9 protein-coding genes are annotated in these 14,343 nt (G+C 72.6%); 6 read left to right on the plus strand and 3 right to left on the minus strand.

What is annotated here, in order from left to right:
* Positions 1-138 precede the first annotated feature (138 nt).
* Together ACFC8N_RS26965 and ACFC8N_RS26970 are read right to left on the minus strand one after the other, a co-directional pair.
* On the minus strand, positions 139-1,089 hold the full coding sequence (locus ACFC8N_RS26965) for a hypothetical protein (RefSeq protein WP_376290525.1): 951 nt from the start codon (positions 1,087-1,089) through the stop codon (positions 139-141).
* A complete protein-coding gene (locus tag ACFC8N_RS26970) occupies positions 1,086-1,499 on the minus strand; it encodes a hypothetical protein (protein WP_362819778.1) in 414 nt (137 codons plus the stop codon). Before ACFC8N_RS26970 ends, ACFC8N_RS26965 begins: the two co-directional genes overlap by 4 nt.
* Positions 1,500-1,728: 229 nt before the next feature.
* On the opposite strand from ACFC8N_RS26970, the gene ACFC8N_RS26975 reads away from it, so the two are divergent.
* The gene (locus ACFC8N_RS26975; RefSeq protein ID WP_376290528.1) at positions 1,729-5,736 is read left to right on the plus strand and encodes a CHAT domain-containing protein; all 4,008 of its coding nucleotides are present in this window, start codon (positions 1,729-1,731) and stop codon (positions 5,734-5,736) included.
* 163 nt (positions 5,737-5,899) lie between these two features.
* Here ACFC8N_RS26975 and ACFC8N_RS26980 read toward each other — a convergent pair whose 3' ends face one another.
* Positions 5,900-7,390, minus strand: a complete 1,491-nt coding sequence (locus ACFC8N_RS26980; protein ID WP_376290530.1) for a tetratricopeptide repeat protein — start codon at positions 7,388-7,390, stop codon at positions 5,900-5,902.
* 992 nt (positions 7,391-8,382) lie between these two features.
* On the opposite strand from ACFC8N_RS26980, the gene ACFC8N_RS26985 reads away from it, so the two are divergent.
* The 5 genes from ACFC8N_RS26985 to iolE all read left to right on the plus strand — a co-directional run bounded on the left by ACFC8N_RS26985 (position 8,383) and on the right by iolE (position 14,326).
* The gene (locus ACFC8N_RS26985) at positions 8,383-9,816 is read left to right on the plus strand and encodes a glycoside hydrolase family 15 protein (RefSeq protein ID WP_376290533.1); all 1,434 of its coding nucleotides are present in this window, start codon (positions 8,383-8,385) and stop codon (positions 9,814-9,816) included.
* Positions 9,817-9,892: 76 nt separating this feature from the next.
* Positions 9,893-11,785, plus strand: a complete 1,893-nt coding sequence (locus tag ACFC8N_RS26990; RefSeq protein WP_356025657.1) for a GMC family oxidoreductase — start codon at positions 9,893-9,895, stop codon at positions 11,783-11,785.
* Entirely contained in the window at positions 11,782-12,894 is a 1,113-nt protein-coding gene (locus ACFC8N_RS26995; RefSeq protein ID WP_362819773.1) for a ferritin-like protein, read from the plus strand. The genes ACFC8N_RS26990 and ACFC8N_RS26995 overlap by 4 nt, the downstream gene beginning before the upstream one ends.
* Entirely contained in the window at positions 12,891-13,415 is a 525-nt protein-coding gene (locus tag ACFC8N_RS27000; RefSeq protein ID WP_356025654.1) for a hypothetical protein, read from the plus strand. Before ACFC8N_RS26995 ends, ACFC8N_RS27000 begins: the two co-directional genes overlap by 4 nt.
* Positions 13,412-14,326, plus strand: coding sequence for a myo-inosose-2 dehydratase (gene iolE, locus ACFC8N_RS27005; RefSeq protein ID WP_376290537.1), 915 nt, complete (start codon positions 13,412-13,414; stop codon positions 14,324-14,326). Before ACFC8N_RS27000 ends, iolE begins: the two co-directional genes overlap by 4 nt.
* Positions 14,327-14,343 lie beyond the last annotated feature (17 nt).

Below are 14,343 nucleotides of genomic sequence, written 5' to 3' on the forward strand. Positions count from 1 at the left end.
TGCTCAACGCCGCGGGGAGCCGTCCCGCCTCACCCACGTCCACCCCGCATGATCGTCCACTTCCGTCGGGTTACACGATAGCCATGCTCTGCGCCGGTGTCGTCGCACCTGGGCCCCGCCCGGCGGACCCCACCTGCTTCACGGTTCCGCCCGAGGCGTCGGTGTCCCGGTGCGCGCCGGTGGTGAGGCGGGGGTGCGCAGGCGGGCGGTGATGGCGTGGCCGATCGGCGTGGTGTCCGAGGTGGCGGGGAGGCGGAGGCGTTCGGCGAGGTCGCCGAGGTGGAGGTCGCAGGCGGTTTCGATCAGGCCGGCCAGGACGTCCGCGGCGGCGTGGGCGCGCACCGTGGCGGTGGCGAGGACGGCGGTGCCGATCAGCCCGGCGGGCCACCAGACGGCGGTGAGGGCGAGATGGAGCAGGCCCCAGGCGGCGAGGCGGGCGGTGGCGGCGTAGGTGTCGCGGGCGGTGGCGATGTCGGTGCGCAACTGGTCCGGGAGGACGGTCCACAGGCGGGGCCAGGCCAGGGCGAGGTCGTCCAGGCCGTTGAACCGGGCGATGCGGGTGGTGGTGCGCGCGAAGCGGTCTCCGGTCCGGGTGGGGCGCTCCGGGCGGGCGGGGCCGAGGCGGGCGCGGCGGCGCTGACAGGCACGCACCCGGGCGGCGTGGGCCGCGTCGTCCCGGCCGCCGGTGTCCCGGGCGGCTTGCAGGATCGCGGTCTTCAGTCGCCGCTGCGCCGTGTCCCACCGCTGTCGGCGCCGGGCGAGCAGCCAGGCGGCGGCGGGCCGGTCACCGGGCAGCGCCCACAGGCGCTCGACGAGGCCGCCGAGGGCACCGGCGAGCAGTCCGGCGCCGGCGCCTGCCAGCAGGATCGCGCAGGCGGCGAGCGCGACGGTGCCGGGGGCGTGAGCGGCGGGGCGGGCGGCGAGTTGTTGGAGCCAGGCGCTCAAGTGGTCCGTGGCGAAGGCGTGCGCCTGGCCCAGGTGCACGCCCGCGGCGAGCAGCCCGGTCCACAGCAGGCCGGGCAGGAGCAGGGCGTTGACCCACCGGTCGGCGAGTCTGGTGCCGATGCCGGCCAGGAAGGCGCCCGTCATCGCGGACGGGGGCGGTAGGGCCTCATGCGCGCATCCTCGCCGTGGGCGGCGCAGATCGGCGCGGACGGGGTCTCCTCCGGGAGGACGACGCGGCTGCACCTGTCCAGCGGGCATGTCCATCCCGCAGGTTCACCGTCTTGCGGTGTGCGTCGCGCCGTTCCCAGTCCCGGCGGCAGGGATGGCAGGCGGCGGGTGAGTCCGGGCAGGCCCTGCCGGGCGCATGCGTCCTCGATCGCGTCGATCAGCGCGGACACGCGACGATCGTCGGGGGCGCCCCGGCCGGCGAGCAGCGTCAGCAACTCGGCGAGCTGTGCCTGGGCTCCGCCGTCGCGGATCGTCGTCGCCAACTCCGGCCAGCGGCTGAGCTGATCGCACAGCATCCCCACCCGGTCGCTCACCGCTTCGTCCATGCCTGCCCCCTCTGCCGGCCTCGGACGGGCGGCACGAGCCCCGGCACCGGCCCCGCGCCGGCGGGTGAAGCCGCTCCTCCCGAAGCAGCACGAGCATAGGCCGCGTCAGCCGGTGCGGTGGGTAGCATCTGCCAAACGCACACCGCTCGTGCCACGTCGTCACCACACCGTCCGGACAGGTGTGTTGATCGGCTTCCAGGGTGAGCCGTTCTCCGGGGGGATGTCTGTCATGCCGGACCGCGAGGCGGCGCTCGCCGCCCTCCACCACCACCTCGACCGCGCCGTCGGCGACCCCGCGCACCTGCTCGGGGCGCAGGCCATGAACGCCGCGCACGCCCTCGCCGGCGCCGCCGATCCCGCCTGCGACCTCGCCGCCGCCCACGCCCTGGGCTGGTACCACTGGGTGCGTCACCTCGTCCTTCCCCGAGGCCTCGACCGGGACGATCTCGCCGCCGCGGTTCGCCTGCTGGCCCTGGTCCACCGGACACACCCGCGGTCCACCCCCGAAGCTCTGCACGGGACGTTGCAGCGGCTCGTCGCCGAGAGCCCGGTGCCGGATGCCGATGACAGCGCCGCAGCCGCCCTGCATGTCCGTGCCGTCGACCTGCTGCGCGCCTACGAGCGCACGCAGCGGCGGGAGTTGCTGGAACAGGCCGTCTCCGTGATGCGCACGCTGATCACCATGCTTCCCGAGGAGCATCCCGCCCGCGCCGCGGTCCTGAACAGCCTCGGGTCCTCCCTGCGAAGCCTGGTCGAACGCGGCGGCGACGCAGGCCTGTTGGAGGAGGCGGTACGGGCGAGCCGTCAGGCGGTGGCCGCCACCCCAGGCGAGGATCCCGACCGCGCCTTGTACCTGAACAACCTCGGGAGCCACCTGCGGTTCCAGTTCGGGCGCGTGGGCGAGGTGGGTCTGCTGGAGGAGGCGGTCGAGACGGGCCGTCGGGCGGTGGCCCTCACCCCGGACGAGGGCCCCTACCGTCCCATGTGCCTGAAAAACCTCCACACAGCTCTGGGCCTTCTGTACGAACACACCGGCGAGGTGGGCCTGTTGGCGGAGGCGGTCGAGACGGGCCGTCGGGCGGTGGCCGCCACCCTCGACGACGATCCCGACCGTGCAGGGCGGCTGGGCGACCTCGGCATCGACCTGCGCGTCCTGTTCGAACGCACCGGGGAAGTGGGCCTGTTGGCGGAGGCCGTCGAGGTGAGCCGTCGGGCGGTGGCCCTCACCCCCGATGACCACCCCGACCGGGCGGAGCACCTGAGCAACCTCGAACACGCACTGCACATGCTGTTCGAACGAGCGGGCGGTGAGGTGAGTGTGCTGGAGGAGGCGGTCGAGGTGGGCCGTCGGGCGGTGGCCGCCACCCCCGACGACGACCCTGGCCACGCCGCCCGTCTGACCGACCTCGGGATCGATCTGCAGGCCCTGTTCGAGCGCACCGGCCGCGTCGATCTGCTCAGGGCGGCGGTGCGGGCAGGCCGTGAGGCGGTGGACCTCACCCCCGACGACGCCCCCGACCGCGCCGTCCATCTGAATCCCCTCGGGGCCTCCCTGCGGTTCCTGTACGAGCGCACCGACGACGCGGAGGTGCTTGAGGAGGCGGTACGGGTGAGCCGTCAGGCGGTGGCTGCCGCGCCCGACGACCATCCCGACCGTGCCATGTACCTGAACAACCTCGGGGCCGCCTTGCTGAGGCGGTTCGAGCGCACCGATGACGCGTGTGCGCTGGAGGAAGCGTTGTCGACAGGCCGTCGGGCGGTGGCCCTCACCCCCGACGACCACCCCAACCTCGCGATGTACCTGAGCAATCTCGGGTTCACCCTGCGGGCCCGGTTCGAGCGCACCGGCGAGGCGGAGGTGCTGGAGGAAGCGGTACGGGTGGGCCGTCGGGCGATCGACGCCACCCCGGACGACCACCCCAACCTCGCGATGTACCTGAACAACTTCGGGCTCGCCCTGCGGGTCCGCTTCGAGCACACCGGCGAGATCGCCGCGTTGCGGGAAGCCGTGCAGATCGGCCGTCGCGTCGTCACCCTCACCCCCGACGACCGCCCCAACCGGGCCGCGGCCCTGAGCAATCTCGCGAACGCCCTGCGGGTTCTGTTCGAGCGCACCGGCGAAGAGGGGGTGCTTGAGGAGGCGGTACGGGTGAGCCGTCGGGCGGTGGCCGCCACGCCCGACGACCACCCCCACCTCCCCGCGACCCTGAACAGCCTCAGGAACGCCTTGCAGAGGCAGTTCGAGCACACCGGCGAGATCGGGACGCTCAAGGAGGCGGTACGGGTGAGCCGCCGGGCGGTGGAGGCCGCGCCCGACGTTCACCCCGACCGCGCCATGTACCTGAGCAATCTCGGGATCGCCCTGCAGAGGCAGTTCGGGCACACCGACGACGTGGGGGCGCTTGAGGAGGCGGTGCGGGCGGGCCGTGCGGCGGTGGCCGCCACTCCCGCCAACCATCCCGACCGCGCCGTCTACCTGAATCCCCTCGGCAACGCCCTGCGGCTCCTGGCCGAGCGCACCGCGGAGACCGACCTCGTGGCACAGGCCTGTGCCTGCTACCGCGAGGCCGCGGACACCTCGACCGGTGAGACGATGTCCCGGATCCGCGCGTACCGGTCCTTCGCGCTCCTGACCTCGGGCCCCGGTGCTCCCCAGGCCGCACTGAAGGCCGTGGAGGACGCCATCGATCTGGTGGGCGCCCTCGCTCCGGGCAGTCTGGCCCGCGCGGACCGCGAGCACCAGCTCAGCCGCCTGCCAGGTCTGGCGGGGGAGGCCGCGGCCGCCGCGCTGGGCGCGGGCCGGCCCGTGCGCGCCGTGGAGCTGCTGGAACGCACCCGCGGCATCCTCGCCGCCGAAACCCTCGGCATCCGCAGCCGCGACACGGCCCGCCTGCGCGAGCGCGCGCCCCACCTCGCCGTCGAACTCGACCGGCTGCGCGCCCGACTCGACGCCCTGAACCGTCCCCGCTCCGTACTGGCGCAGGAGAGCACCGCGACCGAGGCGACCCTCGCGGCGGACCGGCGCCTGGCCGAGGACCGGCGCGCGACGCACGCGGCGTGGCAGAGCCTGCTCGGGCGGATCCGCGGCCTGCCGGAGTTCGAGGACTTCCTCCAGGCGCCCCCCATCGACCGGCTCGCCCGGGACGCGCACGACGGCCCCATCGTCTTCGTCACCACCAGCCCCGGCCGCTGCGACGCGCTCGTCCTGTCCGACACCCCCGACAGGCCCGTCCAGGCCGTGCCCCTGAACGGCCTGACCCACGAGATCGCCGTCGCCCACGCGGACCACCTGCAGGCCGCCGTTCAGGCCACCACCGACCCCCGACTCGCCCCCCGGGAACGCGCCGCAGCCCAGCGGGAGATCCTCGCGGTCCTGGCCTGGCTGTGGGACACCGTCACCGAACCCGTCCTCACCCGACTCGGCCACACCGCCGCCCCCCGCCCCGGTGCGCCCCGGCACCGTCTGTGGTGGTGCCCTGTCGGGGTGCTGTCCGCCTTCCCCCTGCACGCCGCCGGCCACCACGCCGACGCCCCTGACCGGTCCGGCGGCCCGCGCACCGTGTTCGACCGCGTCGTCTCCTCCTACGCCACCACCGTGCGCGCCCTCGCGCACGCCCGCACCCGCCACGCCGGCCCGGCAACCCCCGGCACCCTGATCGTCCCCGCCGCCGACACCCCCGGCACCGTCCCCCTCCCCGGGGTCCGGTCCGAGACGAGGGCCCTCACCCGTCTCATCCCGGACGCCCACCTGCTCGACCCCGCGTCACGCGCCGCGGTCCTGCGCGCGCTGCCCGGCCATCGGGTCGCCCACTTCTCCTGCCACGGCCACGCCGACTGGAACGACCCGTCCCGAAGCCGCCTGGTCCTCCCCGACCACGCCACCACCCCGCTGACCCTCGCCGACATCACCACCCTGGACCTGACCGCCGACCTGGCCTACCTCTCCGCCTGCGACACCAGCGTCACCGACCCCCGCCTCGTCGACGAGTCCCTGCACATCACCGGCGCCTTCCACCTCGCCGGCTACCAGCAGGTCATCGGCACCCTGTGGCCCGTCGACGACCGGACCGCCGCCGAAGTCGCCACCGCCTTCTACACCCACCTCACCAGCGGTGGCACCACCCCGGCCCAGACCCACCGCAGCGCCCACGCACTGCACCGGGCCACCACACGCCTGCGCGACCGCTACCCCAACACCCCCAGCCTGTGGGCCGCGTACACCCACACCGGCCGCTGATCCCGCGCCCCGCGCCCACGCGCGTGCCCCGTCGCCCCCCGGCCGCTGCCGCAGCAGCGCACCCTTTCGGCATGGTCCGGGCCGGCCCGGCGTCGGCAGCCGCTGGAACAACCGCCCGACACGGGGGAGACCTGCCGCGGAAGCGCCAACTCCCCAATGCCGCTCAGCCGTTGCTCAGCGCTCGCAGCACTGCCCCCAGATGCTCCAGCGCCTCGGGGACGCCGGCCTCGACGGCCTTCCGGCACCACTGCTCGCCTTCGGCCACGTCCCCGGCCATGGCGAGACCCAGCCCCAGGAGCTCCATCGACCGGCCGTTGCCGGCCTCGGCACCCCTGCGCCACCACCGATTCGCCTCGGCCTCGTCACCGCGTCGCGAGGCCATCTCTCCCGCGAGGAACATGGCCGAGGGATCTCCCGCCTCGGCCGCCGCCCGGAACCACCGCTCGGCCTCGGCCTGCTCGCCGTGCCGGGCCAGCCTGAACGCCAGTGAGACCATGGCCAGGACGTCCCCGCCCTCGGCCGCGCCGCGCAACCAACGCTCCGCCTCGGCAGCCTCCCCGCGCTCCTCCAGCAGGTGGGCCATCCTCGTCATCGAACCCGCGAGCCCGGCGGCTGCCGCCTTCCGGTACCACACCTCGGCCTCGGCGGTGTCGCCGCGCTGCTCCAGCAGTCGGCCCAACAGCTCCATCGCAGCAGGCTCCTCGGCGGACCGCCGGTACCACTGCTCGGCTTCGGCCTTGCGCCCGTGCTCGTCCAACAGCATTCCCAGCATGAGCATCGACCGCAGATGCCCACCCTCGGAGCCCTTGCGGTACCACTGCTCCGCTGCCGCCAGATCGCCTCGGCGTTCGAGCAGCGACCCCAGGTGGAACATGGGCTCGACACGCTCGGTGGCTTCGGCGGCCACCCGGTAGAACTCCTCCGCGTCGGCCACTTCCCCGCGGTCCTCGTGCAGCAGCCCCAATCCCGTCAGCACATGGGACAACAGCTCGGGAAAGCCCGGGTCGTACGGCGCCTCGGTGATGACCCGTGCGGCCTCCCGCAACCGCCGCTCCTCATCGGCCGGCTCTCCGCGCCCGGCCGCGAGCCGGGCGAGCGCGTTGAGGGCGTGGGCCTGCGCCAAGGGGCTCACAGCCGCCTCCGCCGCCCGGCGGTACCACGCCTGCGCCCCGGCGAGGTCCGTCCGCTGCTCCAACAGGGCCCCGCCCCTGAGCACCGCCAGGGCGTCCCCGCGCTCCGCCCCCTCCCGATACCACCGCTGTGCACCCGTGACGTCGCCGCGTTCCTCCAGCGCGGTTCCCATGGCCCCCCACGCCGGGACGTGGCCGGCATCGGCAGCACGCCGGTACCACTCCTCCGCGTCGGCGAGGTTCCCGCGTTCGTGGAGCAGCGCGCCGAGCCGAACCATCCACTCGGGGCTGCCGGCCATGGCGGCTTCCCGGTAGCAGCGCTCTGCCTGCTCCGACTCTCCTCGTTGAAGAAGCAACCAGCCGACATGGCCCATCCCGGGGGCATGTCCCGCTTCGGCGGCCCTGCGGAACCACACCTCCGCCTCGGCAACGTCACGGCGGTCCCTGAGCAGGATGCCCAACTCGACCATCGCTTCCGGGTCTCCGGCCTGGGCGGCCTCGCGGTACCGCTGCTCCGTCTCCATCTCGCCCCCGTCCTCGCGCGCCGGCCGAGGAAGGCGGCGCCGCAGTCCTCCCGCGGATTCTCCTCCGCACCGGCAGGACGGAGAAGGGGGCGCTGTCATGCCCGTCTCGCAGGACTCCTCGCTCCAGGCGGCGACCGGAACGCACTGAATTACCGCACAGGAATTCGTCCTTGCCCAAAGGGAACTCCATAAACCCCACCAGGAACCGACGTACAGTTATGCAACAGTAGGCTGCACGGGATTACCCCAGCCTCGTACGCAACAGTCGAATTTCCCCTTGCGGCCCTACCCGGCCGGCTGTAGCGTGTGGCACGCAAAGTTGAGGGTGCTGCGAAGCAGCGTACCCGCCGCGTGGCACGGTCACATCTCAGGCTTATTCAAATGAAAGTCCCTGCATCGCGCGCGCTTTGAGAAAACCGGGGGGACAGAGGGATGTATTCCCTATTGACGCGATTATGGGAATGGTGTCGACTCGGGCGCCTGATTCTGAGTGTCGTCGCAGGCCTGACGGTGTTGTCGCGCGCCACTCTCCTCACCGCGACCCCGGGGCGAACACACGGGTCCGGGACCGCCCGCCCATCCTCCCGGCCCATCCGCGCGCGTGGCCCACGAGGAGCCTGCCGTACCCGTGCGGCCGCCAGGGTGCCGGCGAGGGGCGGCGGGCCGTGCCCGGGGCCGGCCGAGCCGTCCGGAACGCGCCCGCGGCCCATTCGGCGATCGCGAGCGTTCCCGCGCACCGCCGGTGACGCGGCCGTGGTCCCCGCATCAGGCATGACCAGCGGCGATACCAACACGCGGGCCGACACCGGCGACGTGCCCGTGCACCATCCGCACCCTCTAGCGCCGTCCATCCGGCGCGCCCGCCACACAAGCCCACGCATCCCGTGGAGGCACCCCATGGACGCGGTCGGTTCCCGGCCTTTCGATCCACGCGACCAGGGCGCCGACCGGATCCGATAGTTCCGCCCGAAAGACGACGGGGGAGTTCCGCCATGCCCGAGCCCACCAGCACACCCACCGGCACGCCCGCCCGCACGAACCGGCCGGCCGACACATCCCGCGTGCGGGCGAACGCCCAGATCACCATGGATCCGGAAGCCATCGATCTGCCGTCGCTCGTGCCGGTCATGTACACCTTCATGTTCCGGAACATCTCCAGCGACGGCTTCGCCTTCAGCGATCCTCAGTCGCCGGGCGACATCTCCCGGAACTCGAAGCCGGGTTGCATCATCGCCGCGCCCTCCTTCCCGGCCGACACCCCCGGCATCGACGAGGACTACGTCTTCAACTGGGTGCGCGACGGGGCCATCACGGCCATGGAGGTGGCCAAGGCCGACATGCCCGCCCGCCCGGGCGGGACGGTGCAGACGCTCAACGACTACGTGCAGTTCGCCGACCTGTGCCACTCCAACGCCCAGCCGCCGCTGACCAAGGGGCACGCCTGCTTCAACATCGCCGGCGACGCCCGCCCGTGGACCGAGCAGAACGACGGTCCGGCCCTGCAGACGATCACCGTCCTGGCCGCCTACGACCAACTCGACGTCGGCACCCAGAAACGGGCGGTCGACCTGGTGAACGCGAACGTGGCCTACCTCCTCGGCGTCTACCAGGCCCCCACCACGAACCTGTGGGAGGAGCACAGCGGTTACAGCTTCTTCGCCCGCTCCGCCCAACTGCGCTGCTTCGAGGAGATCCAGGCCTCGACGGTCGTCGGCATCGACAAGCCGACCGGGCTGCGCCCCGCCATCAAGTGGCTGCGCCAGGCGCTCGCGAGCCACTGGGACGGAAGCGTGTACGTGAGCATGCTGGCCGACCCCGGTGACGGGGCCCAGCCGTCGCCGCAGAACCCGGTCGTCAGCGGTTACGACCCGAACATCGACATCGTCCAGTCGGCCGTCTACGGCGCCGTTCCCGTCACCGACACCAAACTGCTGGCCACGGCGGCCCGACTGCGCTCGCAGTGGGAGGAGGGCGGCATCGCCTTCTACCCGATCAACAAGGCCGACAAGGAAGCGTTCGGCATCGGGCCGCTGTTCGGCCGCTACCCGGGCGACGTCTACGACGGCGACACCGCGCACCCGGTGCTCGGCGGCCACCCCTGGGCCCTGTCCACGTGCAACGTCGCGGAGCTGCACTACAAGCTGGCCGCCGCGATCAAGTCCAGCGGCAAGGTCCCCCTGGACGACCTGTCCGCACCCTTCTTCGCCCAGTCCGGCATCGACGCGTCGACGGCCCCGGCGGCGGCAGCCGCCGCCCTGGCGGCCACCGGCGACGCCATGGTGCGCGCCGTCGTCTACCACAGTGACAACCTGGAGCTCTCCGAGCAGTTCGACGGCACCACCGGCTTCGAGCGCAGTGTGCACAACCTGACGTGGAGCTATGCCGCCTACCTGTCCGCCATGCGGGCCCGGGCCGAGGCCGTGTGACCCATGGCCGACCGACGCGCAACCCCAACCCCACACCGGTCCCGGCCACGCCCGGCAGCGGAGGAGTGACTGCCCCATGTACGCGAAGTTCCCCGAGGGGGCGGCACAGCGCACCGACCCCGCGGCGGCGGCCGAGATCCTCTACGACGCCGTCATCGTCGGCGGCGGGATCGCCGGCGCCCTCATCGCCTCGCGGCTGAGCGCCGCCGGCAAGAGGGTACTGATACTCGAAGCCGGCCCGGCCGAGGACCTCACCCTGAGGGGCTACGAGAGCTACCTCGACCGCTTCTACTCGGCCACCGGCAAGGACAACCAGTCCCCCTACCCGGTCGTCGCAGCCGCCCCGATGCCCCGCGGCACCGACGCACGCCGCATCCCCCCGGGCGCGCCCGACGCCTCGGCCTACCTCGTCCAGAGCGGGCCCTTCGCCTCCGACACCACCTACACCCGGGTCCTCGGCGGCACCACCATGCACTGGGAGGCCAAGACGCTGCGGATGCTCCCCGAGGACTTCCGGATGCGCACGCTCTACGGCGAGGGGGCCGACTGGCCGCTCACCTACGAGGACCTCGCCCCGTACTACACCGAGGCCGAACGCGAGATCGGCGTCTGCGCCGACGTGGCGGACCAGGCCTACCTCGGGATCACCTTCGACGAGGACTACGTGTTCCCGATGAAGGGGCTGCCCCTTTCGTACCTGGACCGGATGGTCGCCAGGGACCTCGACGGGATGCCGGTCGAGCTCGACGGGGAGCGGCGCGAGCTGCGGGTGCGGCCGTTCCCGCAGGGACGCAACGGGATACCGAACCCGGCCTACGACGGCGGGAAGGGCTACCAGCCGCGAGGGGCGGTGAGCACGTACCAGGTCGAGGTCGGCGGGCGGTGCCAGGGCAACAACAACTGCGTGCCCATCTGCCCGGTGCAGGCCAAGTACCACGCCGGCAAGACCCTCGCGGTGGCCCTGCAGAGCGGCCGGGTCGACCTGGTGGCCCAGGCGGTGGCCTACAAGGTGCACGTCGACGAGCGGACCGGCCGGGTGACCGAGATCGAGTACCGCCGCTACGACCGGCCCGACAGCCCCGGCTTCACCACCGTGCGAGCCCGGGGCCGGCTGTTCGTCCTGGCCGCCAACGCGGTGGAGAACCCCCGGCTGATGCTGGCCTCCGGGCTGCGCGGCTCCAGCGGCCTGATGGGGCGCAACTTCATGGACCACGCCTACCTGTTGGCGTGGGCCCTGCTGCCGGAGGTGGCCGGCACCTTCCGGGGCACGAACTGCACGGGCGGCATCACCGACCTGCGCGGGGGCCGCTTCCGCCGCCGCCAGGCGGCCTTCAGCGTCGACATCCACAACGACGGCTGGGGCTGGGCCCGGGGGGCGCCGATGACCGACCTGGCCGACCTGGTGGACGCCGGCGGCCGCTACGGCGAGTCCCTCCGCCAGGGCCTGGTGGACCGGGTCTCCCGCCAGCTGCAGCTGGCGTTCATGGTCGAGGTCCCCGCCAACCCGAGCAACCGGATCACCGTGGACCCGGCCTACACCGACCACCTGGGGAACATGCGGCCCATCCTCACCTACGACATCCCCGACTACACGATGCGGGGCGTGGCGTACGCCCGGCAGCTGTCCAGGCGGATCTTCGCCCGCCTCGGAGCCGAGGACCACACGGCGTACGACCCGAACTTCTGGGGCTACGCCGTGCACGCAGGCGAGGGATACGAGATCCGGGGCGGCAACCACCTTGCCGGCACCCACACGATGGGCAGCGACCCGTCGACCTCGGTCGTCGACGCGGACCAGCGGAGCTGGGACCACGAGAACCTCTACCTGGTCGGCGGGGGAAGCATGCCCACCGTGGGCACGTCGAACGTGACGCTCACCATCGCCGCCCTGTGCCTGCGCAGCGTCCGGGCCATGCTGGCCCGGCTCGACGCGGAGACCGCACCGATCGCCGTGGAGGTGGCCCGGTGACCGCGTCGACCATCGACGACCGTGACGACCTGATCAGCTATCTGCACGTGGCGATGGCGCTGGAGCACGCGACCATCCCCCCGTACCTGACCGCGTACTACTCCATACACTCCACCACCAACTCCGACGCCGCCCACATCATCCGGGTGGTCGCGGTGGAGGAGATGCTGCACCTGACCCTCGTCGCCAACGTCCTGAACGCCATCGGCGGCAGGCCCGACCTGACCCGCCCCGGCTTCGTGCCGTCCTACCCGGCCTACCTGCCCGACGGGGAGAGCGACTTCACCGTCGACCTGCGGTCCCTGTCCCCGGAGGCGGTGGAGACGTTCTGCAAGATCGAGCGGCCGGGCCGGGCCCCCAGCGCCGACGCACGGCTGCTGCGCACACCGGACGGCGGGAGTCCGGTGCTGGCGTTCAGCCCGACGGCCGAGGGGATGCGCTTCTACAGCATCGGCGAGTTCTACGCGGAGATCATCGAAGGCCTCGAAAAGGTGGCGGCCGGCGACCCGGGGCTCTTCTCCGGAGACCCGGCGCTGCAGGTGGGGCCCGAGTACTTCTACTCCGGCGGCGGGTCGGTGATCGTCGTCTCCGACCTGGACTCGGCCTGCCGGGCGCTGCGCTTCATCGCCGCGCAGGGCGAGGGCCTCGACTCGGGCATCCACGACGCGGACGGGGAGCTGGCCCACTACTACCGGTTCCGGCAGCTGCAGCTCGGCCGCTACTACCAGGTGGGCGACGACCCCGACGCGCCGTCCGGGCCGCCGCTCAGTGTCAGCTGGGACGACGTGTACCCGGTGAAGGTGAGCCCCCGGCTGGCCGACTTCCCGGCGGGATCGGAACTCGCCCGTGCCGCCCGGGACTTCAACGCCGCGTACGGGGCCTTCCTCGCCCTGCTCACCAGGGCGTTCACCGGGCAGCCGGGCCTCTTGCAGGACGCCGTCTGCGACATGTTCCGCCTGCGTGACGGGTTCACCCAGCTGGTTCGCAACCCCCTGCCGGGCAGCGACGGCCTGCACGCCGCCCCGACCTTCGAGATCCCGGCCGCGGTCGGGTCCGATCCGGGGGCCTCCCGGTCCGCCGGCAAGACGGAGCGGGCGGTGGCACGGTGACCGCCCCGTCGTTCGAGGAGTTCCTGCGCCTGTCGGTCGACCTCACCGCCTTCGGGGAGACCGAACTGCTCGGCACCGGTCTGGCCCGGCAGTACCTGGCCAAGGTGCGGGCCGCCTGCGGCGACGAGATCGTCACCGCCCTCCTGGACGCCCACCGGGCGGCCCGGGCCGACGCGGCCGGTGACGCCGGCAGCCCCGACCGGATGCTGCTCGACCGGATCCTGCTCGACCGGTCCCTGCGCCACCGCATCTTCAGCGACGAACGCCTCGGACCGGTGGCCCGAGGTGTGATCAAGCTCTGGTACGCCGGGATGTGGTACGCGCTGCCCCCCGAGTGGACCGACCGCTACGGGGCCCACGCCGCGGGCGAGGCCTCCACGGTCACCGCCGCCTCCTACCAGGAGGGGCTGCTGTGGCGGGCCATCGGCGCCAATCCTCCCGGCGCCAAGGGGCCCGGCTACGGCTCCTGGGCCCAGCCACCCCGCATCGAGGACCGCTACCTGAATGGGGCGACGAAATGACCGACTTGGCGGGCCGCCTCGGCCCGGACAAGGTGAAGCTCGGCGTCTGCTGCACCCTGTGGTGGAACGACGACTTCCCCGCCATCGACGCCGGCATCTCCTTCGGCCAGGCCGTGAGCGAGATGGCGCTCGCCGGCTTCCAGGGCTGCAGCATCGGGCACAAGTACCCCTCGGACGCCGCCGCGCTCAAGGCCGCCCTCGATCTGCGCGGCCTGCGGGTGTCCGAGCCCTGGACGAGCACGTACTTCACGATCGGCAAGATGCGGCACAAGACGATCGCCGCCTTCGAGGAGACGCTGGCCCACATCAAGGCGCTGGGCGGGACCGAGCTGGTCGTGGCCGAGTTCGGAGCCTCGTCGCACCTGCTCCCCGTCGACGTGTTCGCCAACCGTCCCGTCTTCACCGACGCCCAGTGGGACGCCCTGACGTCGGGCCTGGACGAGCTCGGCAAGATCGCGGGCTCGGCCGGGATGAAGCTCAGCTATCACCACCACATGGGTACCGGCGTCATGACCCGGGCCGACGTCGACAGGCTGATGGCCTCGACCGATCCGGCACTGGTCCACCTCCTGCTCGACACCGCCCACATCGCCTTCGCGGGCGACGATCCACTGGACCTGGCCAGGGCGCACGCCGACCGCATCGGCCACGTCCACCTGAAGAGCATCCGGCCCGAGGTCGTGAGCCGGGTGCGGGAAGAAGGCCTGTCGTTCCAGGAGGGCGTCGAGCTCGGCGTCTTCACCGTGCCCGGGGACGGCGCGATCGACTTCCGGCCGATCCTGGAGGTGCTGGCCGACGCCGACTACCAGGGGTGGCTGGTCGTGGAGGCCGAGCAGGACCCGAACAAGGCCAACCCGCTCGAATACGCCAAGAAGGCCCGCGCCTATCTCGCCGACGTCCTGGGCTGGTAGCGAACGGAGGACCCGGG

Source organism: Streptomyces sp. NPDC055966 (assembly GCF_042269865.1).
Lineage (GTDB): Bacteria > Actinomycetota > Actinomycetes > Streptomycetales > Streptomycetaceae > Streptomyces.

Coding starts and splice junctions, on each gene's coding strand:
- ACFC8N_RS26985 (WP_376290533.1), top strand. CDS start 8,383: ATGCCCGAGCCCACCAGCACACCCACCGGCACGCCCGCCCGCACGAAC.
- ACFC8N_RS26980 (WP_376290530.1), bottom strand. CDS start 7,390: ATGGAGACGGAGCAGCGGTACCGCGAGGCCGCCCAGGCCGGAGACCCG.
- ACFC8N_RS26970 (WP_362819778.1), bottom strand. CDS start 1,499: ATGGACGAAGCGGTGAGCGACCGGGTGGGGATGCTGTGCGATCAGCTC.
- iolE (WP_376290537.1), top strand. CDS start 13,412: ATGACCGACTTGGCGGGCCGCCTCGGCCCGGACAAGGTGAAGCTCGGC.
- ACFC8N_RS26975 (WP_376290528.1), top strand. CDS start 1,729: ATGCCGGACCGCGAGGCGGCGCTCGCCGCCCTCCACCACCACCTCGAC.
- ACFC8N_RS26990 (WP_356025657.1), top strand. CDS start 9,893: ATGTACGCGAAGTTCCCCGAGGGGGCGGCACAGCGCACCGACCCCGCG.
- ACFC8N_RS26965 (WP_376290525.1), bottom strand. CDS start 1,089: ATGACGGGCGCCTTCCTGGCCGGCATCGGCACCAGACTCGCCGACCGG.